Annotated in this window: 20 protein-coding genes; 8 read left to right on the top strand and 12 right to left on the bottom strand. The window is 72.0% G+C overall.

Going from position 1 to position 25,734, the window contains the following annotated elements:
* Positions 1-69: 69 nt before the first annotated feature.
* The 7 genes from ACIBCJ_RS13445 to ACIBCJ_RS13415 form a co-directional block, all read right to left on the bottom strand.
* Positions 70-1,275: an acyl-CoA dehydrogenase family protein gene (locus ACIBCJ_RS13445; RefSeq protein ID WP_362093600.1), complete on the bottom strand. Its 1,206-nt coding sequence runs from the start codon at positions 1,273-1,275 to the stop codon at positions 70-72.
* 2 nt (positions 1,276-1,277) lie between these two features.
* A complete protein-coding gene (locus ACIBCJ_RS13440; protein WP_365978098.1) occupies positions 1,278-1,790 on the bottom strand; it encodes a MaoC family dehydratase in 513 nt (170 codons plus the stop codon).
* Positions 1,791-1,795: 5 nt separating this feature from the next.
* A complete protein-coding gene (locus ACIBCJ_RS13435; RefSeq protein ID WP_087806125.1) occupies positions 1,796-2,758 on the bottom strand; it encodes a CoA ester lyase in 963 nt (320 codons plus the stop codon).
* Positions 2,755-4,803, bottom strand: a complete 2,049-nt coding sequence (locus ACIBCJ_RS13430; protein WP_365978097.1) for a protein meaA — start codon at positions 4,801-4,803, stop codon at positions 2,755-2,757. The genes ACIBCJ_RS13435 and ACIBCJ_RS13430 overlap by 4 nt, the downstream gene beginning before the upstream one ends.
* A gap of 10 nt (positions 4,804-4,813) precedes the next feature.
* A complete protein-coding gene (ccrA, locus tag ACIBCJ_RS13425; protein WP_365978096.1) occupies positions 4,814-6,157 on the bottom strand; it encodes a crotonyl-CoA carboxylase/reductase in 1,344 nt (447 codons plus the stop codon).
* Between the two features lie 335 nt (positions 6,158-6,492).
* Positions 6,493-7,308 (bottom strand): TetR family transcriptional regulator, encoded by an 816-nt coding sequence (locus tag ACIBCJ_RS13420; RefSeq protein WP_362093609.1) that lies wholly within the window; start codon positions 7,306-7,308, stop codon positions 6,493-6,495.
* A gap of 136 nt (positions 7,309-7,444) precedes the next feature.
* Positions 7,445-9,250, bottom strand: coding sequence for a 3-hydroxyacyl-CoA dehydrogenase family protein (locus tag ACIBCJ_RS13415; protein WP_362093612.1), 1,806 nt, complete (start codon positions 9,248-9,250; stop codon positions 7,445-7,447).
* 383 nt (positions 9,251-9,633) lie between these two features.
* On the opposite strand from ACIBCJ_RS13415, the gene ACIBCJ_RS13410 reads away from it, so the two are divergent.
* Positions 9,634-10,227 carry an adenylosuccinate lyase gene (locus tag ACIBCJ_RS13410; RefSeq protein WP_365978095.1) on the top strand — a complete coding sequence of 198 codons (594 nt, stop codon included), beginning with the start codon at positions 9,634-9,636 and terminating at the stop codon, positions 10,225-10,227.
* 138 nt (positions 10,228-10,365) lie between these two features.
* Here the strand turns inward: ACIBCJ_RS13410 and ACIBCJ_RS13405 are convergent, their stop codons facing one another.
* From ACIBCJ_RS13405 to ACIBCJ_RS13385, 5 genes are all read right to left on the bottom strand, one after another.
* Positions 10,366-10,881, bottom strand: a complete 516-nt coding sequence (locus tag ACIBCJ_RS13405; protein ID WP_365978094.1) for a GNAT family N-acetyltransferase — start codon at positions 10,879-10,881, stop codon at positions 10,366-10,368.
* A gap of 17 nt (positions 10,882-10,898) precedes the next feature.
* Entirely contained in the window at positions 10,899-11,297 is a 399-nt protein-coding gene (locus tag ACIBCJ_RS13400) for a RidA family protein (protein ID WP_365978093.1), read from the bottom strand.
* A 59-nt stretch (positions 11,298-11,356) separates the two neighbouring features.
* Positions 11,357-12,937: an alpha/beta hydrolase gene (locus ACIBCJ_RS13395; protein WP_365978092.1), complete on the bottom strand. Its 1,581-nt coding sequence runs from the start codon at positions 12,935-12,937 to the stop codon at positions 11,357-11,359.
* 177 nt (positions 12,938-13,114) lie between these two features.
* Positions 13,115-13,414: an antibiotic biosynthesis monooxygenase family protein gene (locus ACIBCJ_RS13390; RefSeq protein WP_362093624.1), complete on the bottom strand. Its 300-nt coding sequence runs from the start codon at positions 13,412-13,414 to the stop codon at positions 13,115-13,117.
* Between the two features lie 76 nt (positions 13,415-13,490).
* Positions 13,491-14,537, bottom strand: coding sequence for an Rv2578c family radical SAM protein (locus ACIBCJ_RS13385; RefSeq protein ID WP_365978091.1), 1,047 nt, complete (start codon positions 14,535-14,537; stop codon positions 13,491-13,493).
* 161 nt (positions 14,538-14,698) lie between these two features.
* On the opposite strand from ACIBCJ_RS13385, the gene ACIBCJ_RS13380 reads away from it, so the two are divergent.
* The 7 genes from ACIBCJ_RS13380 (at position 14,699) to ACIBCJ_RS13350 (ending at position 25,733) form a co-directional block, all read left to right on the top strand.
* Entirely contained in the window at positions 14,699-15,142 is a 444-nt protein-coding gene (locus ACIBCJ_RS13380) for an SRPBCC family protein (RefSeq protein WP_362504642.1), read from the top strand.
* A 150-nt stretch (positions 15,143-15,292) separates the two neighbouring features.
* Positions 15,293-17,749, top strand: a complete 2,457-nt coding sequence (locus tag ACIBCJ_RS13375; RefSeq protein ID WP_362093635.1) for an MFS transporter — start codon at positions 15,293-15,295, stop codon at positions 17,747-17,749.
* Positions 17,750-17,894: 145 nt separating this feature from the next.
* Positions 17,895-20,405: a SpoIIE family protein phosphatase gene (locus ACIBCJ_RS13370; RefSeq protein ID WP_365978090.1), complete on the top strand. Its 2,511-nt coding sequence runs from the start codon at positions 17,895-17,897 to the stop codon at positions 20,403-20,405.
* A gap of 171 nt (positions 20,406-20,576) precedes the next feature.
* On the top strand, positions 20,577-21,305 hold the full coding sequence (locus tag ACIBCJ_RS13365; protein WP_362504648.1) for a methyltransferase domain-containing protein: 729 nt from the start codon (positions 20,577-20,579) through the stop codon (positions 21,303-21,305).
* 241 nt (positions 21,306-21,546) lie between these two features.
* Positions 21,547-22,380: a M55 family metallopeptidase gene (locus ACIBCJ_RS13360; RefSeq protein ID WP_362093645.1), complete on the top strand. Its 834-nt coding sequence runs from the start codon at positions 21,547-21,549 to the stop codon at positions 22,378-22,380.
* Positions 22,373-23,692: a M20/M25/M40 family metallo-hydrolase gene (locus ACIBCJ_RS13355; protein ID WP_362504651.1), complete on the top strand. Its 1,320-nt coding sequence runs from the start codon at positions 22,373-22,375 to the stop codon at positions 23,690-23,692. Before ACIBCJ_RS13360 ends, ACIBCJ_RS13355 begins: the two co-directional genes overlap by 8 nt.
* Positions 23,693-23,768: 76 nt before the next feature.
* The gene (locus ACIBCJ_RS13350) at positions 23,769-25,733 is read left to right on the top strand and encodes a prolyl oligopeptidase family serine peptidase (RefSeq protein WP_365978089.1); all 1,965 of its coding nucleotides are present in this window, start codon (positions 23,769-23,771) and stop codon (positions 25,731-25,733) included.
* Position 25,734: the final 1 nt, after the last annotated feature.

The following is a 25,734-nucleotide window of genomic DNA, read 5'->3' as shown; positions in this document are numbered from 1 at the left end:
AGTCGGCGGCCGAACAGTGCCTACGGGGTGTGACCTTCTTCTCCAAGAAAACACCCCGTATCCGGACATCTAACCCTGGAATCGATACTCTTCGAGCAGTCGGCGGCCGATGATCATTTTCTGGATCTCGGCGGTGCCTTCACCGATGAGCAGCATCGGGGCCTCACGGTAGAGGCGCTCGATCTCGTACTCCTTGGAGAAGCCGTACCCGCCGTGGATCCGGAAGGCGTCCTCCACGACCTCCTTGCAGTACTCGGAGGCGAGGTACTTGGCCATCCCCGCTTCCAGGTCGTTTCGTTCGCCGGAATCCTTTTTGCGCGCAGCGTTCACCATCATCGCATGCGCCGCCTCCACCTTGGTAGCCATCTCCGCGAGCTTGAACTGGATGGCCTGGTGCTGGGCGATCTGCTTGCCGAAAGTGTGACGTTGCTGGGCGTACCGGACACCGAGTTCGAAGGCACGCTGAGCGACGCCGCAGCCACGGGCCGCCACATTGACCCGACCGACCTCGACGCCGTCCATCATTTGGTAAAAACCTCGGCCGGTGACGCCGCCGAGCACCCGATCGGCCGGAACACGCAGGCCGTCCATGACGAGCTCGGTCGTGTCGACGCCCTTGTAGCCCATCTTGTCGATCTTGCCGGGGATGGTCAGGCCCGGGCGGACCTCGCCGAAGCCGGGCTCCTTCTCCACCAGGAAGGTCGTCATCGACTTGTGGGGGGCGGTTCCCTCGGGGTGACCCTCGTCACTCTTCACCAGGACGGCCACGAGCGACGACGTGCCGCCGTTGGTGAGCCACATCTTCTGGCCGTTGAGGACGTACTCCTCGCCGTCCCTCACCGCCTTCGAGGAGATCGCCGAGACGTCGGAGCCCAGCGCCGGCTCGGACATCGAGAAGGCGCCGCGGATGTCGCCCGCGGCCATGCGGGGCAGGAAGTGGTCCTTCTGCTCCTGCGTACCGTGCTGCTTCAGCATGTACGCCACGATGAAGTGGGTGTTGATGATGCCGGACACCGACATCCAGCCGCGGGCGATCTCCTCCACGCACAGGGCGTAGGTCAGGAGCGACTCGCCCAGGCCCCCGTACTCCTCGGGGATCATCAGGCCGAACAGGCCGAGCTCCTTCAGCCCGTCGACGATGTCCTGCGGGTACTCGTCCCGGTGCTCCAGCTCGGTGGCGACCGGGATGATCTCCTTGTCCACGAAGTCCCGGACGGTGGAGAGGATCTCCCGCTGGACGTCCGTGAGCCCGTGGGTCTGGGCGAGACGGCTCATCTCTACTTCCCCTGTTCCTTCAGCTCGGGCCGGCCGGGCTGCTCGCCGCCGCGCTCCTTGGTGTACGTCTCGGTCGGCACCATCACCTTGCGGCGGAAGACGCACACGAGGGTGCCGTCCTGCTTGTAGCCCTTGGTCTCCACGTGCACGATGCCGCGGTCGTTCTTCGACTTCGACGGCCACTTGTCGAGCACGGTCGTCTGGCCGTAGAGGGTGTCGCCGTGGAAGGTCGGCGCCACGTGCTTGAGCGACTCGATCTCCAGGTTGGCGATCGCCTTGCCGGAGATGTCCGGGACGGACATGCCGAGCAGGAGCGAGTAGATGTAGTTGCCCACCACCACGTTCTTGCCGAAGTCCGTCGTCCTCTCGGCGTAGTTGGCGTCCATGTGGAGCGGGTGGTGGTTCATGGTGAGCAGACAGAACAGGTGGTCGTCGTACTCCGTGACCGTCTTCCCCGGCCAGTGCTTGTACGTCGCCCCGACCTCGAACTCCTCGTAGGTGCGTCCGAACTGCATGGCGCTCAGCCCTCCGGGATCTCGAACTTCGACGTGCGCTCCATGCCGGCCGCACGCCCCTTGCCGGAGACGACCAGCGCCATCTTGCGGCTGGCCTCGTCGATCATCTCGTCGCCGAGCATCGCCGAGCCCTTCTTTCCGCCGGCCTCGGACGTGTAGTAGTCGTACGCGTCCAGGATCAGCTCGGCGTGGTCGTAGTCCTCCTGGGAGGGCGAGAAGATCTCGTTGGACGCCTCGACCTGACCCGGGTGCAGCACCCACTTGCCGTCGAAGCCGAGGGCGGCGGCGCGCTGCGCGACCTCGCGGTAGCCGTCCACGTTGCGGATCTGGAGGTAGGGGCCGTCGATCGCCTGGAGGTTGTTGGCGCGGGCGGCCATCAGGATCTTCATCAGGATGTAGTGGTAGGCGTCGGCCGGGTAGCCGGGCGGCTGCTCGCCCACGACCAGGGACTTCATGTTGATGGAGGCCATGAAGTCGGCCGGGCCGAAGATGATGGTCTCCACGCGCGGGCTGGCCTGCGCGATCTCGTTGACGTTGTTCAGGCCCTGCGCGTTCTCGATCTGCGCCTCGATGCCGATCCGGCCGACCTCGAAGCCCATCGTCTTCTCGATCTGGGTGAGCAGCAGGTCGAGGGCGACGACCTGCTGGGCGTCCTGGACCTTCGGCAGCATGATGCAGTCGAGGTTCGGGCCCGCGCCCTCCACCACCGTCACGACGTCCCGGTACGTCCACTCGGTCGTCCAGTCGTTGACGCGCACGACGCGGGTCTTGCCGGTCCAGTCGCCCTCGTTGAGGAACTTGACGATGGTGTGCCGGGCCTCCGGCTTGGCGAGCGGCGCGCAGGCGTCCTCCAGGTCGAGGAAGACCTGGTCGGCGGGGAGGCCCTGGGCCTTCTCCAGGAAGCGGGGGTTGCTTCCCGGCACCGCCAGACACGAGCGGCGGGGGCGAAGCCGGTTGACGGTCGTCATGCGGGGACCTCCAGGGGGTCGAGCTTGTTCGCGTTCCGGATCTCGTCGACGATCCGGCCGATGATTCCGGTGATGTCGAAGTCCTTCGGGGTGAAGACCGCGGCCACTCCCGCGGCCCGCAGTTCCTCGGCGTCACCGTTCGGGATGATGCCACCGGCGATCACCGGGATGTCTGTGGCACCGGCCACACGGAGCCGTTCGAGTACGTCCGGCACCAGTTGCGCGTGCGACCCCGACAGGATGGACAGGCCCACCGCGTGCACGTCCTCCGCCAGGGCGGCGTCCACGATCTGCTCGGGGGTGAGCCTGATGCCCTGGTAGACCACCTCGAACCCGGCGTCGCGGGCCCGGACGGCGATCTGCTCGGCGCCGTTGGAGTGACCGTCGAGGCCGGGCTTGCCGACCAGGAAGCGGAGCTTGCCGACGCCCATCTCCTTGGCCGTCAGCTCCACCTTGCGGCGCACCTCCGACAGGGCCGAGCCCTCTTCCGCGGTGACCGCGACCGGGGCCGAGGACACGCCGGTCGGCGCCCTGAACTCGCCGAACACCTCGCGCAGCGCCCCCGCCCACTCGCCGGTGGTGGCGCCGGCGCGGGCGCACTCCAGGGTGGCCTCCATGAGGTTGCCGGTGCCGCGCGCGGCCTCCTTCAGCTTCTCCAGCGCCTTGCAGGGGCGCGGGTGGTTGAAGGGCGGCTGGTAGCGGGTGTCCCGCCAGTTCTGCAAGGAGGCGACGACACGGGCCTCCACCGCCGGGTCGACCGTCTGGATCGCGGTGTCCAGGTCGGCGGTCAGCGGATTGGGCTCGGTGCCCTCGAAGGCGTTGACACCGATGATCTTCTCCTCGCCGGACTCTATCCGGGCCCGGCGCTCGGCGTGCGAGGCGACGAGCTGGGACTTGAGGTAGCCGGACTCGACGGCGGCCATCGCGCCGCCCATCTCCTGGATGCGCTCGATCTCCGCGAAGGACGCCTCGACCAGCTCGTCCACCTTCGCCCCGATCACCTTCGACCCCTCGAAGATGTCCTCGTACTCCAGCAGGTCGCTCTCGTGCGCCAGCACCTGCTGGATGCGCAGCGACCACTGCTGGTCCCAGGGGCGGGGCAGGCCCAGCGCCTCGTTCCACGCGGGCAGCTGCACGGCACGCGCGCGTGCGTCCTTGGAGAGGGTGACCGCCAGCATCTCCAGCACGATCCGCTGGACGTTGTTCTCCGGCTGCGCCTCGGTCAGACCGAGGGAGTTGACCTGGACGCCGTAGCGGAAGCGGCGGTGCTTGGGGTTCTCGATGCCGTAGCGCTCGCGGGTGACGCGGTCCCAGATGCGGCCGAAGGCGCGCATCTTGCACATCTCCTCGACGAAGCGGACGCCCGCGTTCACGAAGAAGGAGATGCGGCCCACCACGTCGCCCATGCGCTCCTGCGGCACCTGGCCGCTGTCGCGCACCGCGTCGAGCACGGCGATCGCGGTGGACATCGCGTACGCGATCTCCTGCACCGGCGTGGCACCCGCCTCCTGCAGGTGGTAGCTGCAGATGTTGATCGGGTTCCATTTCGGCATGTGCGAGACGGTGTACGCGATCATGTCCGTCGTCAGGCGGAGGGACGGCCCCGGCGGGAAGACGTGCGTCCCCCGGGACAGGTACTCCTTGACGATGTCGTTCTGGGTGGTGCCCTGGAGCTTGGTGATGTCCGCACCCTGCTCCTCCGCGACGACCTGGTAGAGCGCCAGCAGCCACATGGCCGTGGCGTTGATGGTCATCGAGGTGTTCATCTGCTCCAGCGGGATGTCCTGGAACAGCCGGCGCATGTCACCGAGGTGCGCCACCGGCACGCCGACCCGGCCGACCTCGCCGCGGGCGAGGATGTGGTCGGAGTCGTAACCGGTCTGGGTCGGCAGGTCGAAGGCGACCGACAGACCCGTCTGGCCCTTGGCGAGGTTGCGCCGGTACAGCTTGTTGGACGCCTCGGCCGTGGAGTGACCGGCGTAGGTGCGCATGAGCCACGGCCGGTCCTTCTCCCGCCTGCCGTCGGCGGGCTGACGATCGGTCATGCGGCGCTCCTCAGATGTTCCGGAAGCGGTTGATGGCGTCGATGTGCCGGGCGCGCTTCTCCTGGTCGCGCACGCCCAGGCCCTCCTCGGGGGCCAGGCACAGCACGCCGACCTTGCCCTGGTGGAGGTTGCGGTGGACGTCGTAGGCCGCCTGGCCGGTGTCCTCCAGGGAGTACACCTTGGAGAGCGTCGGGTGGATCTTGCCCTTGGCGATCAGGCGGTTGGCCTCCCACGCCTCGCGGTAGTTGGCGAAGTGGGAGCCGATGATGCGCTTCAGGGACATCCACAGGTAGCGGTTGTCGTACTCGTGCATGTAGCCCGAGGTCGAGGCGCAGGTGGTGATGGTGCCGCCCTTGCGGGTGACGAAGACGGAGGCGCCGAAGGTCTCCCGGCCGGGGTGCTCGAAGACGATGTCGATGTCCTCGCCGCCGGTGAGTTCGCGGATGCGCTTGCCGAAGCGCTTCCACTCCTTGGGGTCCTGGGTGGTCTCGTCCTTCCAGAACCTGTAGCCCTCGGCGCTGCGGTCGATGATCGCGTCGGCGCCCATCGAGCGGCAGATGTCCGCCTTCTGCTCGCTGGAGACGACGCAGATCGGGTTGGCGCCGCCGGCCAGGGCGAACTGGGTGGCGTACGAGCCGAGGCCGCCGCTGGCGCCCCAGATGAGCACGTTGTCGCCCTGCTTCATGCCGGCGCCGTTGCGGGAGACGAGCTGGCGATAGGCGGTGGAGTTGACCAGGCCGGGGGCGGCGGCCTCCTCCCAGCTCAGGTGGTCCGGCTTCGGCATCAGCTGGTTGGACTTGACCAGCGCGACCTCGGCGAGGCCGCCGAAGTTGGTCTCGAAGCCCCAGATGCGCTGCTCGGGGTCGAGCATCGTGTCGTTGTGGCCGTCGGAGGACTCCAGCTCGACGGAGAGGCAGTGCGCGACGACCTCGTCGCCCGGCTGCCAGGCGTTGACGCCCGGGCCGGTGCGCAGGACCACGCCCGCGAGGTCGGAGCCGATGATGTGGTACGGCAGGTCGTGGCGCTTGGCCAGCTCGTTGGTGCGGCCGTAGCGCTCCAGGAACCCGAAGGTGGACAGCGGCTCGAAGATCGAGGTCCACACCGAGTTGTAGTTGACCGAGGAGGCCATGACGGCCACCAGGGCCTCGCCGGGGCCCAGCTCGGGCAGCGGCACCTCGTCCAGGTGGATCGACTTGCGGGGGTCCTTGTCGCGGGACTCCAGACCCTCGAACATCTCCGTCTCGTCCTTGTGCACGGTGATCGCGCGGTACGACTCGGGGAGGGGCAGAGCGGCGATGTCGGCCTTCGTGGACTCGGGCGACTGGATCGCGTCCAGGATGTCCTTCACGGTCACGGTGTTGCCTCCGGCGGTGAGCGCCCTGAGGGAGGGGCGCTGAGGGTTACGTCGGTGCTGCTGAGGTGAGGGTGTGTGCCTGTGACGCAGGCGTTCGGACGCGCAGGGGATGAGGTGCGGGGACAGCCCGAACACCTTCAACGTATGACACCGCGTGTCACCCCGCAAGGCACTGAGTGCCAGAAACTGATCTCAGATGAAATCTTTACGCGACAGATGAGCGATGATCGATCGAATCATCTCGCGACGGGGGTGAAAAAGGGGCATCGACATGCAAAAACGGCCACCCGGTGGGTGGCCGTCGTCACAGCGCCGAAGGGGCAGGCCCCCTCACGTCAGCGCTCCTTGAGTGCCTGCTCGATGGTGCGCATCACCTCGTGGAGCGGCGCGTCGGTGCGCGCCACCGTCACCAGCACCTCGCCCTGCACCGAGGCCGAGGAGGCCGCCGGCTGCGCGGTGGAGGCGGTGCCGCGCCCCGCCCCGATGCCGGTGCCGAAGGTCCTGCGCACGATCGCGAAGGCGTGGTCGAGCTGGGCCTCCACGTCGCCCTGTCCGTCGGCCCGCAGCCAGCGCCGCAGCACATGGTTGTGCGCGGTGACCACGGCGGACGCCGCGACCTCCGCCAGCAGCGGGTCGTCGTTGGCGTCGTCGTCGTGCGCGTGCTCGTCGAAGTGGCCCAGCAGATACCGGGTGAACAGGCGCTCGTACCGGGCCACCGACGCGATCTCCGCCTCGCGCAGGGTGGGCACCTCGCGCGTCAGCTTGTAGCGGGCGACCGAGATCTCCGGCCGGGCGGCGTACATCTTCATGACTTCCTTGATGCCGCGGCACACCGTGTCGAGCGGATGCTCGTGCGCCGGCGCCGCGTTGAGCACCGCCTCGGCCCGCACCAGGGTGTCGTCGTGGTCCGGGAAGATCGCTTCTTCCTTCGAGCGGAAGTGGCGGAAGAAGGTGCGGCGGGCGACTCCGGCGCGGGCCGCGATCTCGTCGACGGTGGTCGCCTCGTACCCCTTGGTCGCGAACAGCTCCATCGCCGCCGCCGCCAGTTCCCGGCGCATTTTGAGCCGCTGGGCGGCGGCTCGGCTGCCGGCCGCGCTCTCCGGGGCGTCGGACGTGGCTGGGGTGCGTGAGGACTTGGCGGGCTGGGGCATGACCCGAACGTACTGCATGCGGGCGCAATCATGCGCGTGACCGGGGATTCCCCCGCCCGCGGGGGGCGGGGGAGACCCGGCCGGACCGAGCAGTCCGCCCCAGTCCTCCTCGGGCCCGAACCAGTCGCCCGGCGTCTCAGCGGCGGGCATGCTCGCGGAAACCGCGGCCCGTCTTGCGGCCGAGGCAGCCCGCGGCCACCAGGTGCTCGAGCAGTGGTGCCGGTGCCAGGCCCGGGTCGCGGAACTCCCGGTGCAGGACCTTCTCGATGGCGAGCGACACGTCGAGACCGACCACGTCGAGCAGCTCGAACGGGCCCATCGGGTAGCCGCCGCCCAGCTTCATCGCCGCGTCGATGTCGTCGAGGGTCGCGTAGTGCTCCTGCACCATCTTGACCGCGTTGTTGAGGTACGGGAACAGCAATGCGTTCACGATGAACCCGGCCCGGTCGCCGCAGTCCACGGCGTGCTTGCGCACCTTGGCGCAGACCTCGTGGACGGTGGCGTGCACGTCGTCGGCGGTCAGCACCGTGCGGACCACCTCGACCAGCTTCATCGCCGGGGCCGGGTTGAAGAAGTGCATGCCGATCACGTCCTGCGGCCGCGAGGTGGCGCGGGCGCAGGCGACCACCGGCAGCGAGGAGGTGGTGGTGGCCAGCACCGCGCCGGGCTTGCACACCTTGTCCAGCGTGGCGAAGAGCTGCCGCTTCACCTCCAGGTCCTCGGCGACGGCCTCCACGGCCAGGTCGACGTCGGCGAAGTCGTCGTAGGTCCCGGCCGGGGTGATCAGCTCCAGCGTCCGCGCGGCGGCCTCGGCCGTCATCCGCCCCTTGTCGACCGACCGGGCCAGGGACTTGCCGACGCGGGCCTTGGCGGTCTGCGCCTTCTCCGGGCTGCGGGCGGCCAGCACCACCTCGTACCCGGCCTTGGCGAACACCTCCGCGATGCCGGACGCCATGGTGCCCGAACCGGCCACGCCCACCGCGCGCACCGGCCGCCCGGTGACCGCGGCGCCGCCCGTCCCGGGGGTCGACGTGTCCGGCACCACGACCGCGCTGCCGGGCGCCTCGTAGGTGTAGAAGCCGCGGCCCGCCTTGCGCCCCGTCAGGCCCGCCTCGCTGAGCTGCTTGAGGATCGGCGCCGGAGCGTGCAGACGGTCGTGCGACGCCGCGTACATGGCCTCCAGGACCGTGCGGGCGGTGTCCACACCCACCAGGTCCAGCAGGGCGAGCGGCCCCATCGGCAGGCCGCAGCCGAGCCGCATCGCGGCGTCGATGTCCTCGCGGGAGGCGTAGTTCGCCTCGTACATCGCGGCGGCCTGGTTGAGGTAGCCGAACAGCAGGCCGTCGGCGACGAAACCGGGCCGGTCCCCGACCGCGACGGGTTCCTTGCCGAGGTCCAGGGCGAGATCGGTGACGGCCGTGACGGCGGCCGGCGCGGTCAGCACCGAGGACACGACCTCGACCAGCTTCATGGCCGGCGCCGGGTTGAAGAAGTGCAGGCCGAGCACCCGCTCCGGGCGGGCCGAGTCCGCGGCGAGGCGCGTGACGGACAGCGCGTTGGTGCCGGTCGCCAGGATCGTCTCCGGGCGCACGATCCCGTCCAGCTCCCTGAAGACCCGCTGCTTGATCTCGTACGACTCCGGGACCACCTCGATCACCAGGTCGGCCTCGGCGGCCGTCCGCAGGTCGGTGGAGGTGCGGACGCGGCCCAGGGCGGCGGCGCGCTCCTCCTCGGTCAGCCGGCCGCGCTCGACGGCACGGGCCGTGGAGGCCTCCAGCGCGGCGACCGCCTTGACGGCCTGCGCCTCGCTGACGTCGATGCCGACGACGTCGCGGCCGGCCCCGGCCAGGACCTCGGCGATGCCGGTGCCCATGGTGCCGAGGCCGACCACGGCGACGGTCCGGAGCGGGGACGAAGGGGTGTGGGACAGGGGAGTGGCCATCGCGGGACTCCAGGAATGAGGGGTGACGACGGGAACGCGCCCGGGTGCGCCGCAGCGGCACACCGGGTGCGTGAGAAGGGAGAGGAAGGAGTGCGGGTGTTGCCGGGCCCGACTGGCGCACACGCCCGGTGCCGTCGCGGCGGGCGTGCACACGCCCGGCCGGCGGCCTGTGACCGGCCCTGTCCCGGGGCCGAGTCCTGATGCGGTACCGAGGTACCGGACCGACTGCTCTCCCGGTGGTTGCGTCACCAGACCACCGTGAGGAGTTGCTGCGGGAGGATGACCCGCTCGTCTGAGGTTAACCCGCGGGTAACGAGCGCGCCAGCCCCCGGTGTTCGTGATGTACGTCCCACAAGTGGAGTGACCCGCCTAACCTCGGGGTCATGGACGAAGAGTTGCGAACGCTCACGGAGCGCTTACGGTCCGAGTCCGCGGTCACGGGCGCCGCGGGTGCCGCGTCGGGGTTCGACCGTCTCGTGGCGAGCACGGACCACGACGAGCTGGCCGCGGTGCTCACCGAGCCCGGACACCCGCTGTGGGCCCGTGAGCTGGCCGCCTTCCGGCTGGGGGTGGCGGGGGACCGGCGGGCCTTCGAGTCGCTCGTCCTGCTGCTGAACCACCGGGACCCACCGCGCTGCGCCTCGGCCGCCCACGCCCTGGCCCGCCTCGGCGACCCGCGCACCGCGCGCGCGGCCGCGGCGCTGGCCACCAACGAGCTGCGCGTGGCCTACGCCCTGCACCCGGTGCGGCTGCTGGTCGAGCTGCGGGCCCCCGAGTCGGTGCCCGCGCTGATCACCACGCTGCGCCGGAGGCTGCGCCCGCACGATCCCTACCGGCGCGTGGCGCTCGCCTGCGTCGAGGGCCTCGGCACCCTCGGCGACGACCGGGCCGCCCCGGTCCTGAACGACGCCCTGGCCCACCCGGCGCTGGCCGAGGCGGCGGTACGGGCGCTGGCCCGCATCCCGGGGCAGTGGTGAGCGGGCGCCGGACGGCCCCGGGACGCGGACCGCGGTGCGCCGGGCCGGCGCCGCTCCGGTGACCGGTCGTCAGCCGCCCAGCTGACCGGTCGTCAGCCGCCCAGCTGACCGGTCGTCAGCCGCCCAGCTGACCGGTCGTCAGCTGGCCGGCGGACGCGCGTACCGCACCTCCGGCACCGCGACCCCGTCCACCACGAATGGCTCCTCGGCGCCGTGCGGACGAAACCCCGCCCGCTCGTGGAAGCGCCGGGCGCGGGCGTTGCCCCGGAGCACCCACAGGAGCATGCGCGGGTACCCGGCGCTCTCGCAGCGGCGCACCGACTCCCGCAGGAGGGTCTGTCCGACGCCCTCGCCGAACCGCCCGGTGTCGACGCAGATCGCGTACAACTCGGCGTCCGCGGTGCGCGCCTCGCCGTCCCGGTAGGGGCCGTGGCAGGCCCAGCCGACGACCTCGCCGCCGTCGTCACCGGCGACCAGGTTCACCACGCCCCCCGGAGCCCGGCCGAACAGGGCGCGGCGCCGCTCGGCGTCGGCGGCCGGGTCCATCGCGTCGAGGTGGGCCTGCGGCGGCATCAGCCCCCGGTACGCGCTCCGCCGGCCCCGGACCCGGATCTCGGCGACGCGGTCGCAGTGGGCGAGCCCCGTCTCCCGCACCCGGGCCGGGGACGGACTCAGGGGGCGACGACCGCGAACGCCTCGATCTCCATGAGGAACTCCGGCCGCACCAGCGCGGCCACCTGCACCGCCGAGGCGGCCGGCAGCCGGTCGTCGGGTATGTGCTCGGAGCGGGCCGCGCGGATCGCGCCCATGTGCGCCATGTCCGTGACGAAGAAGGTCAGCTTCACCACGTCGTCGAAGCTTGCGCCTGCCGAGGCCAGGCACCGGCGCAGGTTCTCGAACACCTGGCGGGCCTGGGCCGCGGCGTCGCCCACGCCGACCACGGTGCCGTCCTCGTCCAGCGCGAGCTGCCCCGAGACGGCCACGAACCGTCCGGTGCCGAGGACGACATGGGTGTACTGCGCGGCGGGCGCGACGCCCTCGGGGGCGGTGATCCTGGTCAGCTCACTCATGCGTCCATCGTGGACCACGGCACCGACAACCACGCCGACGGGGGGCGCGGATCCGGACGTCAGCCGCGGAAGCCGAGCAGGCCGTGCAGGGCCGAGCCGCGTGAGGACGTCGAGGCGGCCTTGGAATCCAGCGGCTTCGGGTCCGGCAGTGCCGGGCACACCGCGTCCGCCTCAGCACCGCCGCCGCGCGGCACCGCGCCGTCGGCCAGGTAGGCGGCCAGGTACCCGTCCAGGCAGTCGTTGCCGCTGAGCGTGATGCCGTGGTTCCCGCCGCCCTCCTCGACGACGAGCGCGGAGCCGCCCAGCAGGCGGTGCGCGGTGACACCGCCCTCGTACGGGGTGGCCGCGTCGCCGGTCGCCTGGAACAGCAGGACCGGAGGCAGGTCGTCGTCGGCGACGTCCACCGGCTGCCGGGACTCCGTGGGCCAGAACGCGCACGGCGCGTTGTACCAGGCGTTGTTCCACACCATGAAGGGCGCCTTCTCGTACAGGCTCCAGTTGTCGTCGCGCCACTGGTCCCAGTCGCGCGGCCAGGCCGCGTCGCGGCACTGCACGGCGGTGTAGACGCTGTACCCGTTGCCCCCGGAGGCGTCGGGGGCCCCGAAGTTCTCGTAGGCCTCGACCAGCGGGCCGGTGTCCTCGTCGTTGACGTACGCGGCGAACGCCTCGGCCAGGTAGGGCCAGTAGCCGTTGTAGTACCCGCCGGGCATGTAGGTGTCCTCGAGTTCGGCGGCGCCGACCTTCCCTCCCGCGGGCTGCTTCGCCAGCGCCGCCCGCATGGCGTACCAGGCCGCCTCGATCCGCTCGGGATCGGTGCCCAGCCGGTACGCCGCGTCGTGCTCGGCGATCCAGGCGAGGAACGCCCGGTGGCGGTCGTTGAAGGCGAGGTCCTGGTTGAGGTTGGCGTCGTACCAGACGTCCTTCGGACCGACGACGGAGTCCAGGACCAGCCTCCGCACCCGCTGCGGATAGAGCTTGGCGTAGACGGCGCCCAGATAGGTGCCGTACGAGTAGCCGAAGTAGTTGAGCTTCTCCGAGCCGAGCGCCGCACGGATCGCGTCCACGTCGCGCGCGGCACTCACCGTGTCGATGTACGGCAGAACGTCCGCGTACTTGTCGCCGCACGCGTCGGCGAAGGACTTCGCGCGCGTGAGATTGGCCTGCTCGACCTCCGGCGTGTCCGGCAGCGAGTCGGGGCGCACCGGGTCGAAGTGCCCCGGCAGGCAGTCCAGCGCCGGAGCGCTCTTCCCCACTCCGCGGGGATCGAAGCCGATGACGTCGTACTGGGCGGCCACGTCCGCGGGCAGCGACGACGCCACGAACCCGGCGAGTGTCAGCCCGCTGCCGCCCGGGCCGCCGGGATTCACCAGCAGGGGGCCCTGGTAGGCCTTGGCCGTGTGCGGCACGCGGGACAGCGCCAGGGTGATCTGCCTGCCCTGCGGGCGCGCGTGGTCGAGCGGCACGTCGAGGGACGCGCACTGGAGCGTCGGGTAGTCCTCCGTGGCGCACTTCTTCCAGTGCAGGCCCGCGGCGGGCGCGCCGGGCGCGGGCCCCGGTGCGTTCGCCTCGGCGGGCACGGCCGTGACACTCCCGGCGGCGATGACGGCGGCGCCGCACAGGACGGCTGCGCGTTGTCTCATGACGTTCTCCCAGGGCTCCCGGTCCGGAGCGGCAGCGGTCCGCGCGGGTCGCGGTCCTCGCCGGATGGTCCCGGGGAGTGCCCGGGGAAGAACGCGAGCGGTCGATACTTGACCCGGTTGGGCCGGAAGATGCCCTCCAATGCTCCGGGTCCGACGCCCAACCGGTTCGGGCGGCCGTCAGAGCCCGAGCCCGCCGGCGACCGACATCTCCTGCTTGGTGAATTCGCCCGTCAGCATCGGCATGGCCCGGCCGATGGCGTCCTTCGCCTCGGGCAGGTTCAGCGAGGCGTCGTGGTGTTCCCGGCTCCGCCACACCTCGGTCACCCAGATCGTCGTCTCGTCGTCGTCGGACAGGCCCACGAGGTAGAGGGCGCACCCGGCTTCCCGGAGGCCGTCCGCCGCGCTCAGCAGGAGGGCGACGACCTCGTCGCGGAAGCCGGGGCGGGTCCTCATCGAGGCGATGCAGCCGTAGGTCATGACGTCGTCCGTTCACTCGGGGCGGGGCCTGTCTCCTCGACCGGTGCCCCCGCCGGCAACTCTCGGACGAGAGTATTCAGATGAGGGACAGCTGTACCGGCTCGGCGGGCGCGGGCGCGGCCGGCCGCCCGGGTTCCGGCTCCGCGATCCGTCGCGGCATCCCCGCGCGCGTGGGCCCGATGCCGTACTCGCGGGCCAGGTCGTGCACCTGGCGCGTGATCCGGCGCTGGTACCACTTCGGGGCGTAGGCGCCGTCGGCGTACAGCCGCTCGTACCGGCGCACCAGGTGCGGGTGGTGCTGCCCGAGCCAGGCCATGAACCACTCGCGGGCGCCCGGCCGCAGGTGCAGGACCAGCGGGGTGACCGAGGTGGCGCCCGCGGCGGCGACGGCGCGCACGGTGTCCCTGAGCTGGGCCGGTTCGTCGCCGAGGAAGGGGATGACCGGCGCCATCAGCACTCCGCAGCCGATGCCGCGCCCGGTGAGGGACCGTACGACCTCCAGCCGTCGTTCCGGCGCCGGAGTGCCGGGCTCCACGGTGCGCCACAGGTCCGGGTCGGTGAAGCCCACCGAGACCGAGATGCCGACGTCCGTCACCCTGGCGGCCCGCGTCAGCAGGTCCAGGTCGCGCAGGATCAGCGTGCCCTTGGTCAGGATCGAGAAGGGGTTCGCGCGCTCGGTGAGCGCCTCGATGATGCCCGGCATCAGCCGGTAGCGGCCCTCCGCGCGCTGGTAGCAGTCGACGTTGGTGCCCATCGCGACGTGCTCGCCCTGCCAGCGGCGCGAGGCCAGTTGACGGCGCAGCAGCTCGGGCGCGTTCACCTTGACGACGATCTGCGAGTCGAAACCGAGGCCCGTGTCGAGGTCCAGGTAGCTGTGCGTCTTGCGGGCGAAGCAGTACACGCACGCGTGCGTGCAGCCCCGGTAGGGGTTGACCGTCCATTCGAACGGCATGCGCGAGGCCCCCGGCACCCGGTTCAGGATCGAGCGGGCCCGCACCTCGTGGAAGGTGATGCCGCGGAACTCGGGCGTGTCGAAGGTGCGGGTGGTGACGGCGTCGGCACCGAACAGCGCGGTGTCCGCCGCCCGGGCGTGGTCGGAGTCCGTGAGGTTCTCCCAGCGCATTGCGGCCTCCTCGGTAGCACTGCCCGACACAATAGAACACTTGTTCCCTTGATCGTGCGGGTGAGTCGTGCGGGGCTGCTTCACGCCCCCCGATTTGGGCGGCCGGGCGGTGGGGTGGTTGGCTTGCCCCGAACCCGAGAACCAGGCCCTGGAGGAACCCGATGGCGCAGGTCGAGGCGACGACGGAGCGGATCGTCGCAGCGGACGCGGAGACGGTGTTCGACACCCTCGCCGACTACAGCGGCACCCGCGAGAAGCTGCTGCCCGAGCACTTCAGCGAGTACGAGGTCCGTGAGGGCGGCGACGGCGAGGGCACCCTGGTGCACTGGAAGCTCCAGGCCACCAGCAAGCGCATCCGCGACTGCCTGCTGGAGGTCACCGAGCCGACCGACGGCGAGCTGGTCGAGAAGGACCGCAACTCCTCCATGGTCACCACCTGGCGCGTCACCCCCGCCGGGGAGGGCAGGTCCCGGGTCGTCGTGCTCACCACCTGGCAGGGAGCCGGCGGCGTCGGTGGCTTCTTCGAGAAGACCTTCGCGCCCAAGGGGCTCGGCCGGATCTACGACGCCCTGCTCGCCAGGCTCGCCGCCGAGGTCGAGAAGTAGCCAAAGGGCAGACGCGGGGCGGCCGTTGGCCGCCTCACCGGTTCGAGTGATCTGCGCCCGAACCCGCCGTACTTCCGTAACTCGTCGCACTTGTTCGCAGTTGTCGCCTCAGGTGGCAAATGTGAGCAGGTGTGACGAGGGGAGCGGTACGTGGGCGGGATCACTCTGGTGCAGGATCCGGTGCAGGACGGACCGGTCGCCGCGGCCCGGCCGTCACCCGGACCGCCCGCTGCCGGACCGGAGCGGGGACCGGCCGGGGAGCCGGACGCCGGGCTGAGCCCGCGCCGGGTGCGGCTGGTCTTCGTCGGCCTGATGCTGGCGCTGCTGCTCGCCGCCCTGGAGCAGATGATCGTCGCCACCGCGCTGCCGAAGATCGTCGGCGAGCTGCACGGTCTGGACCGGATGTCCTGGGCGATCACCGCGTACCTGCTCACCTCGACCATCGGCCTGCCGATCTACGGCAAGCTCGGCGACCTCTTCGGACGCAAGGGCGTCTTCCAGTTCGCCATCCTGGTCTTCGTCGTCGGCTCCGCACTCGCCGGACGCGCGCAGAGCATGGACCAGCTGATCGCCTTCCGCGCGGTGCAGGGCGTCGGCGCGGGCGGCCTCATGATCGGCGTGCAGGCGATCATCGCGGACATCGTGCCGCCCCGCGAACGCGGCCGCTTCATGGGCCTGATCGGCGCCGCCTTCGGACTCGCCTCCGTCGCGGGCCCGTTGCTGGGCGGCTACTTCACCGACCACCTCTCCTGGCGCTGGTGCTTCTACATCAACGTGCCCTTCGGCCTGGTCACCATGGCCGTCGTCGCCGTCGTCCTCAAGCTGCCCAGGCCGCGGGTCAAGCCGCGCCTCGACGTCCTCGGCGCCCTGCTGCTCGCCGCCGCCTCCACCTGTCTGGTGCTGCTCACCAGCTGGGGCGGCACCGAGTACGCGTGGGGGTCGAGGACGATTCTCGGCCTCGCCGCCGGAGCCGTCGGGACCACTCTGCTCTTCCTGGTCGCCGAGCGCCTCGCCCCCGAACCGCTGATCCCGCTGCGTCTGTTCCGGGACTCCGTCTTCAACGTCACCGCCCTGGTCGGACTCGTCGTCGGCGTCGCCCTGTTCGGCGCCGCCAGCTACCTGCCGACCTTCCTCCAGATGGTCGACGGCGCCAGCGCCACCGAGTCCGGCCTGCTGATGCTGCCGATGATGGGCGGCATCGTCGTCGCCTCGATCGTCTCCGGACAGCTCATCAGCCGCACCGGTCACTACCGGATCCACCCGGTCCTCGGCAGCGCGCTGTCAGTCGTCGGCATGTGGCTGCTCTCCCGCCTCGGCACCGACACCCCCCGGCTTCAGTACAGCATCTGGATGGCCGTCCTCGGCGCCGGCATCGGCATGGTGATGCCGGTCCTGATCCTCGCCGTCCAGAACTCCGTGCGCCCCACCGACCTCGGCACCGCCACCAGCGCCAACAACTACTTCCGGCAGATCGGCGGCAGCGTCGGCGCGGCCGTCTTCGGCACCCTCTTCGCGGGCCGGCTCACCGATGCTCTCGCCGACCGGGTCCCCGCCGGGGCCGGAGCCGGTCTCCCCGACGCCGAGGCCATCACCCCGCAGCTCGTCCACTCCCTGCCGCCCGCGCTGCGCGACGCCTACATCGAGGCGTACGCGGACGCCATGCCGCGGATCTTCCTCTACCTGGTGCCGGTGCTCGTCCTCGGGCTCCTCATCGCCCTCTTCCTCAAGGAGAAACCCCTGGTGTCCCACAACGCCCCCGTCACCGAGCCGGAGACCGCGCAGCAGGCCGCTTACGCACCGCAGGCGCAGCCGGCCGGCCAGGTCCCGCCCGCCCGGTCCTCCTACGCCGGCGGCATCCCCGTCTGCGGCACGGTGCAGCACCCCGACGGCACCGTCGTACCCCGCGCGGCGCTCACCCTCATCGACGTCGGCGGACAGCAGATCGGCCGGGGCGCCAGCGGCGACGACGGACGGTACGCGCTCGCCACGCCCGGCTCCGGGGCCTACGTCCTGATCGCCGCGGCCGGCGGCCACCAGCCGCAGGCGGTCTCCGTGACCGTCGGCGAGCGCCCGGTGGAACTGGACGTGGTCCTCGGCGGCGCCGGACGCCTGGCCGGCAGTGTCCTGACCGCCGACGGCAGCCCCGTGCGCGACGCGGCCGTCACCCTCACCAACGTCCACGGCGAGGTCGTCGCCAGCACCCGCAGCGGCCGTGAGGGCGGTTACGTCATCACGGAGCTGGTGGCCGGCGAGTACACCCTCGCCGCCAGTGCCCCCGCCTTCCGTCCGGCGGCGCTGCCGGTCAGCGTCCAGGCCGCCCGTGAGACCCGCCAGGACGTCGAGCTGGCCGGCGGCGCCGTGCTGCGCGGCACCGTGCGGGCCAGCGGCGGACGGATCGTCGAGGACGCGCGCGTCACGCTGCTCGACGCGGCGGGCAACGTGGTGGACACCCTGACCACCGGACCCGACGGCACGTTCCGGTTCGTGGACCTCTCGTCCGGCGAGTACACCGTCATCGCGGCCGGATACCCGCCGGTCGCGACCGTGCTCCAGGTGGCCGGCGGCGGCCGCACCGAGCGCGACCTGCAGCTCGGGCACGAGGACTGAGACCGGCCACCGGCGCGCGGGCGTGCGCCGGTGTGTTCGCGCGCCACCAATTCCCCCGTTGCCGCACATGGTCACCGGACACCACCGTACGGTGGGGACGGCGGCACAGATCTTGCGGAGCCGTGGGCAGAGAGGGCCTGACGCCATGGACCATGGCACCGAACGGGGCACATCCGGCGGCCATCCGGCCGGACCCGGCGCCGTACCGGCCGACCCCGTGACCGGCCGCGTTCCGCTGGCCGTCGTCGTGGTGGACCGCGAAGGGCTGGTCTCGCACTGGAGCCGAGGCGCACGGCGGCTGTTCGGCCTCCCCAAGGAAGCGGCGATCGGCCGCCCCGCCCCCGACCTGCTGCCCGTCTCGGGCGTGCTCCCCGGGGACGGCGGTGAGGACCCCGCATCCGCTCACCCCCCATACGCCGACCACGGCGAGCTGGGGCCCGGTCTGGAGTCCTCCCTCGGCGGGCGGTCGTCCTACCCGGCGGCCGGCCGCGCCCGGCTGACCGTGCCGGGCGGCGCCCGCGTCGACGTGCTCTGGTGGGCGTACCCCTTGGTGGGCCCGGGGCAGGAGCGGCTGCTCGTGCTGGCCGCCGACGCGGACACACTGCGCCGGGACTTCGCCGACGGCGGCGCGGAGGAGGCCGTCACGGAGCGGATCGCGCCCGGGTTCGCCCTGCACACCGACTTCCCCGGCGCCGACGAACTCGCCCGCCGCCTCCCCGAGATCCTGCCCAGCATGAGCGTCGGGGAGAGCGCCCGTATCGTCGCGCAGGTGCTGGAACTGGGCTACCCCGTGCTGGAGTTCAGCCGACACGACCGGGTGCCCGTCACGCCCGACTGGGGGGTGCCCCGGCGGGCCGGGCGCCGGGCGCGCCGCGAGCGGGCCGCGCGGGCACTGGCGGCGGGAGAGCCGGTGCCGGAGGAACTGCGGGGCGAGGCCGAGGACCTGGAGTACGCGGCGGTCCGCGAACGCCTGGAGTTCCTCAACGAGGTCAGTGGCGCGATCGGCACCTCGCTCGACCTCTCGCGGACGATCGTGGAGGTCAGCCGGGCCGTGGTCCCGCGCTTCACCGACGTCGCCGGCACCTACCTGCGCGAACAGGTCGTCGCCGGTGAGGGCTTCCCCGACGGAGTGCCCGACACGACGACGATGTGGCACCGGGTCGCCCTGGAGCACACCGACGAACCCGGCCGCTGGGACGACGTCGTACCGGTCGGCGAGGCCATGCCCTTCCCGGCGCACACCCCGTTCTTCCAGTGCATGACGAGCGGCGAGCCGGTCCTGGTGCCCCGCGTCACCGAGGAGATGGGCCACGCCGTCGCCTCGCAGTTCGAGAAGCGGGACATCAGGCCGCTGATCACCGGCCGTTCGATGCTGCTGGTGCCGCTGAAGGCCCGCAACGTCGTTCTCGGCTTCATGATCCTGCTCCGGCACCCGGAGCGCCCCGTCTTCAACGACATGGACCGCGTCACCGGCGCCGAGCTCGCCGCCCGCGCGGGCCTCGTCCTCGACAACGCCCGCATGTACACCCACCAGGAGAACGTCGCCGAGACGCTCCAGGACAGCATGCTGCCGCGGATCCCGGCGCGCATGACCGGCTGCGACATCGCCACCCGTTATCTGCCGGGCACCCTGCTCGGCCGGGTCGGCGGCGACTGGTTCGACTCGGTCAAGCTGCCCGGCGCCCGCACCGCCCTCGTCGTCGGCGACGTCATGGGTCACGGCCTGAACTCGGCCGCGATGATGGGGCAGTTGCGCACCGCCGTCCAGACCCTGGCCGGCCTCGACCTGCCGCCCGCCCGGCTCCTGCGCCACCTCGACGACCTCGCCCAGCGACTCGGCGACACCCACCTGGCGACCTGCCTGTACGCCGTGTACGACCCCGTCGCCGGGGAACTGCACCTGGCCAACGCCGGTCACATCCCGCCGGTGCTGGTCCGTGCCGAGGACGGCGCCAGCGAGCTGATCGACCTGCCGACGGGCGCGCCGATCGGCGTCGGGGGAGTCCCCTTCGAGTCGGTGCGCGTGCCGGTGGCGCCCGGCGACCGGCTGGTGATGTGCACCGACGGCCTGGTGGAGATGCGCGGCGAGGACATCGGCGTCGGCCTCGCCACCCTCTGCGAGTCCGCCGCCCATCCGGCCGCGTCCATGGACGACGCCTGCGACGGCATCATCCGCGCCCTGGGCGCGCGCGGCGGCCGCAAGGACGACGTCGCCCTGCTCATGGCCCGGCTGACCGGCATCGAACCCGACTCTGTGGCCGAATGGCGTCTCGCCCGCGACCCCGCCGAGGCCGGCCGTGCCCGCGCGGCGGTCCGCGAGCAGCTCCACGACTGGGGGCTGCCGCGACTGGCCGACACGGCGGAGCTGCTGGCCGGTGAGCTCGTCACCAACGCCCTGCGCCACTCGCACGCCAGGCCCGTCGAACTGCGCCTGGTGCGCGCCGACACGCTGCTGTGCGAGGTGGACGACGACGACCACGACCTGCCGGCGCTGAAGAGCGCGGGCCCCGAGGACGATGCCGGGCGCGGCCTGCGTGTCGTCAGCACGCTGGCCCGCGAATGGGGCGCCGGCCGCACGGAGTCGGGCAAGACCGTGTGGTTCGAGCTGACGCTGCCCGCGCGCCACCGCCGCGGCCGGGGCGCCGCCGCCGGCTGAGTGAGACATCCGTCAGGCGCCGCCGGCTCGCCCATGGCGTGAATCCGCCCGGCGCGAACGGGCGGTGAAGGAATGCGCCGGGCGCTTGTGGCCGTGCGCCCGGCGCGATACACCGTACGAATCCGCCGGATCGACGGCGGCCGTACGTCGTCGCACCGGGGGGAGACGGGCATGAGCGTGACGAGCCGGTACCGGGACGCCTGGGAGAGCTTCTGGGAAGAGGCCCCCGAGGACCGGGGGGCGGTGTTCTGGGACGCCGAGCCGACCCTGACCGCCGGCCGCCACCTGGCCCACTTCGAACCGCACCTGGCCGACCCCGGGCTGCCGCTGATCGACCTGGGCTGCGGCAACGGCACCCAGACCCGCTACTTCGCCGAACGCTTCCCGCACGTCGTCGGCGCCGACCTCTCCACCGCGGCCCTCGCACACGCCCGCCGCGCCGACCCCGCGGGGCTGGCCGCGTACCGGCAGCTGGACGCCGCCGACAAGGCCGAGGCGGAGACGCTCCACGCGGAACTGGGCGACGCCAACGTGTACGTCCGGGGCGTCATGCACCAGTGCGAGCCCGAGGACCGCCGCCCCCTGGCCGACACCCTGGCCGTGCTCCTCGGCGACCGCGGCCGTGCCTTCCTGGTGGAGCCCTCCCAGGCGGCCAAGAGCGTCCTGCGGGGCCTGGCCCAGGGCCCCGCGGGCCCGCCCGCCAAGCTGGCCCCCGTCCTCCGCCACGGGCTGACCCCCGGCGCCGTCCCCGACGAGGCGGTGCCGCAGTACCTCGAAGCGGCCGGGCTGACCGTCCTGGCACGCGGTGAACTCCCGCTGGTCACCACGGAGTACACGGCGGACGGGACCCGCGTCGAACTGCCCTCGACGTGGGTGGTGGCGGGCCGCCGGCCCGCGTAGGACCGGACGCGGCGGCGCGCTCGGCGTCGGCGTTTCGGCCCGCCCGGCGTCGCGCCCCGCCTGGCGTCGCGGCGTGCTCGGGGGCACGGTGCCGCACCAGGACCACGTGGATTCGTATGACCGGTCGCCCGCGGAGAACGGGCTGGTCGTAGGCCGTACGAGGTCACTTCGGTGGTCTGGACCACCGGTGGTTGTCCACAGCTCTGGTCCGGGCGGCCGGGCAGCGCGTACGGTTCGAGCCATGAAGATCCTCATCAGCGCCGACATGGAAGGCGCCACCGGTGTCACCTGGCCCGCCGACGTGCTGCCGGGGACCCCGCAGTGGGAGCGGTGCCGGTCGATGTTCACCTCGGACGTCGACGCGGCCGTGCGGGGGTTCTTCGCCGGCGGCGCCGACCACGTGCTGGTCAACGAGGCGCACTGGAGCATGCGCAACCTGCTCCTGGAGCGGCTCGACGAGCGGACGGAGATGCTCACCGGGCGGCACAAGGCGCTGTCCATGGTGGAGGGCGTCCAGCACGGGGACGTGGACGGCATCGCCTTCGTCGGGTACCACGCGGGCGCCGGCATGGAGGGCGTCCTCGCGCACACCTACCTCGCCAACCAGCTCACCGGAGTGTGGCTGAACGGCGTGCGGGCCAGCGAGGGTCTGCTCAACGCGCACGTGGTCGCCGAGTACGGAGTGCCGGTCGTCCTGGTCACCGGGGACGACGTGGCCTGCGAGGACGCGCTCGGGTACGCGCCCGAGGCGCGCAAGGTCGCGGTCAAGGACCACGTGTCGCGGTACGCGGCCGTGTGCCGTACACCGGCCAGGACCGCCGCCGACATCAGAGCCGCGGCCGAGGAAGCGGCCGCGCTCGCCGTGCGGCACGAGCCGGTGACCGGCGGGCCGTTCACCCTCGCCCTGGAGTTCGACGCCGAGCACCTGGCGGCCGCCTCGACCGTCGTGCCCGGCGTGGCGCAGGTCGGGGAGCGGAAAGTGGCCTACACCCACGACACGATGTACGAGGCGATCCGTACCTTCAAGGCGGTCACGACGATCGCCTCGGCAGCGGTGGAGGAGCAGTATGGCTGAGCACACGGAGACGGACGCGCGGGCGCTGGACGAGGTCGTCCGGTTCACCTCCGAGCTGATCCGCATCGACACCACCAACCGGGGCGGCGGCGACTGCCGGGAGCGGCCGGCCGCCGAGTACGCCGCCGCGCGGCTCGCCGAGGCCGGGATCGAGCCCACGCTGCTGGAGCGGACCGAGGGCCGCACCAACGTCGTGGCCCGCATCGAGGGCACCGACCCGTCGGCCGACGCGCTGCTGGTCCACGGTCACCTGGACGTGGTGCCCGCGGAGGCTGCGGACTGGAGCGTGCACCCCTTCTCCGGGGAGATCCGCGACGGCGTCGTGTGGGGGCGCGGCGCGGTCGACATGAAGAACATGGACGCGATGATCCTCGCGGTCGTGCGCGACTGGGCCCGGCGGGGGGTGCGGCCCCGGCGCGACGTGGTGGTCGCGTTCACCGCCGACGAGGAGGCCAGCGCCGAGGACGGCTCCGGCTTCCTGGCCGACCGGCACGCCGAGCTGTTCGAGGGCTGCACCGAGGGCGTCAGCGAGTCGGGCGCGTTCACCTTCCACGACGGGGCCGGGCGGCAGTTCTACCCGATCGCCGCGGGGGAGCGCGGTACGGGCTGGCTCAAGCTCACCGCGCGCGGACGCGCCGGCCACGGCTCGAAGGTGAACCGGGAGAATGCGGTCACCCGGCTGGCCGCCGCGGTCACCCGCATCGGCGACCACGAGTGGCCGCTGCGCCCCACCCCGACCGTGCGCGCGGCCCTGACCGAGATCGCCGCCGTGTACGGCATCGAGGCCGATCTGAGCGACGTCGACGGACTGCTGGACAAGCTCGGCCCGGCCGCCAAGCTGGTCGAGGCCACCGTCCGCAACAGCAGCAACCCGACCATGCTGGACGCCGGGTACAAGGTCAACGTCATCCCGGGCGAGGCCGTCGCCCACGTCGACGGGCGGTTCCTGTACGGCGGCGAGGACGAGTTCCGCACCACCCTGGACCGGCTCACGGGGCCCGACGTGGACTGGGAATTCGTCCACCGGGAGGTGGCGCTCCAGGCGCCGGTGGACTCGCCGACGTACGCCCGGATGCGCGCGGCGGTCGAGGAGTTCGCCCCCGAGGGGCACGTCGTGCCGTACTGCATGTCCGGCGGCACGGACGCCAAGCAGTTCTCGCGGCTCGGCATCACCGGCTACGGCTTCGCACCGCTGAAGCTGCCCGAGGGCTTCGACTACCAGGCCCTCTTCCACGGCGTGGACGAGCGGGTCCCGGTCGAGGCGCTGCACTTCGGAGTCCGTGTCCTGGACCGTTTCCTGCGCACGGCGTAGAGACCCGCAGGACCGGCACGCGGGACCCGGAGCCCGGAGCCGGGCGATGCCCGGACAAGCAAGGAGCTGAGGAGAAGTGGGGGAGTCAGTGCGGACTCTGTCGTACGGATCGTGGCCCTCGCCCGTCGACGCGGCGCTCGCCGCCGCGCACGACGGACGACCCGACGACGTCGGCTTCGTCGGCGACGAGGTGTGGTGGACCGCGCCCCGGCCCACCGAGGGCGGCCGGCGCACCCTGGTGCGGCGGCACGCCGACGGCACCGAGGAGCCGGTGCTGCCCGCGCCGTGGAACGTGCGCAGCCGCGTCATGGAGTACGGCGGCCGGCCCTGGGCCGCGGTCACCACCGGCACCGGGCCGCTCGTGGTCTTCGTGCACTTCGCCGACCAGCGGCTGTACGCCTTCGCGCCGGGCGGTGAACCGCGCCCGCTGACGCCCCTGTCCGGGGTGGGCGGCGGACTGCGCTGGATCGAGCCGGACCCGCGTCCCGAGCGCGGTGAGGTGTGGTGCGTCCTGGAGGAGTTCACCGGCGAGGGTCCCACCGACCTGCGCCGCGTCCCGGTCGCCGTGCCGCTGGACGGCTCGGCGGCCGAAGACCGGGCCGCGATCCGCGAACTCACCCCCGAGCGGCACCGCTTCGTCACCGGCCCCCGCATCTCGCCCGACGGACGCCGCGCGGCCTGGCTCGCCTGGGACCACCCCCGCATGCCCTGGGACGGCACCGAGCTGATCGTCGCCGAGGTCGGCCCCGAGGGCACCTTCCAGGACGCCCGGACCGTCGCCGGCGGACCCGAGGAGTCGATCGCCCAGGCCGACTGGGCCCCGGACGGCAGCCTGCTGCACGCCTCCGACCGCACCGGCTGGTGGAACCTCTACAGCGACGGGCAGCCGCTGTGCACTCGCGAGGAGGAGTTCGCGGGGCCGCTGTGGAAGCTCGGTCAGGGCTGGTTCGCACCGCTGGACAGCGGCCTGATCGCCGTCCTGCACGGCCGGGGCGCCGCCGTCCTCGGCATACTCGACCCGGAGACCGGTGAGGTCGTCGACGCGGCCGGACCGTGGACCGAGTTCGTGCCGGCCCTCGCCGCGCACGGCGAACGGGTCGTCGGCGTGGGTGCCAGTGCGCACAGCGGCTTCGAGGTCGTCGAGCTGGACGCCCGTACCGGCCGCGCCCGGGTGATCGGTGCCCCCCACGAGGACGCCACCGACCCGGCCTACTACCCGACGCCGCACGTCCGCACCTTCACGGGCCCGGGCGGACGCGACATCCACGCCCACCTCTACCCGCCGCACCACCCCGGCTGCCGGGCGCCCGACGGCGAATTGCCGCCGTACGTCATCTGGGCCCACGGCGGCCCCACCAGCCGCTCACCGCTCGTCCTGGACCTGGAGATCGCCTACTTCACCTCCCGCGGCATCGGCGTCGCCGAGGTCAACTACGGGGGTTCCAGCGGGCACGGCCGGGAGTACCGCAACCGGCTGCGCGAGCAGTGGGGCGTAGTCGACGTCGAGGACTGCGCGGCCGTCGCCCTCGCCCTCGCGGACGAGGGCACCGCGGACCGGGCGCGGCTGGCCGTGCGCGGCGGCAGCGCGGGCGGCTGGACGTCCGCCGCCTCGCTGGCCACCACCGACGTCTACGCCTGCGGCACGATCATCTACCCGATCCTGGACCTGACCGGCTGGGGCACGGGAGAGACCCACGACTTCGAGTCGCAGTACCTGGAGAGCCTGATCGGCCCCTACGCCGAGGTCCCCGACCGCTACGTCGAGCGGTCGCCCGCCGAGCACGCCGAGAGCGTCACCGCCCCGTTCCTGCTCCTCCAGGGACTCGACGACGTGATCTGCCCGCCCGTGCAGTGCGAGCGGTTCCTCGCCCGCATGGCGGGCCGCGGGGTGCCGCACGCCTACCTCACCTTCGAGGGCGAGGGACACGGGTTCCGCCGGGCGGAGACCATGGTGCGCGCCCTCGAAGCCGAACTGTCCCTCTACGCCCAGGTCTTCGGACTGACCCCGCCCGGCGTCCCGGCCCTGGAGCTGAACCGATGAG

This window comes from Streptomyces sp. NPDC051136, assembly GCF_044455745.1.
GTDB lineage: Bacteria > Actinomycetota > Actinomycetes > Streptomycetales > Streptomycetaceae > Streptomyces.
This window is presented reverse-complemented; position numbering and strand designations above follow the sequence as displayed.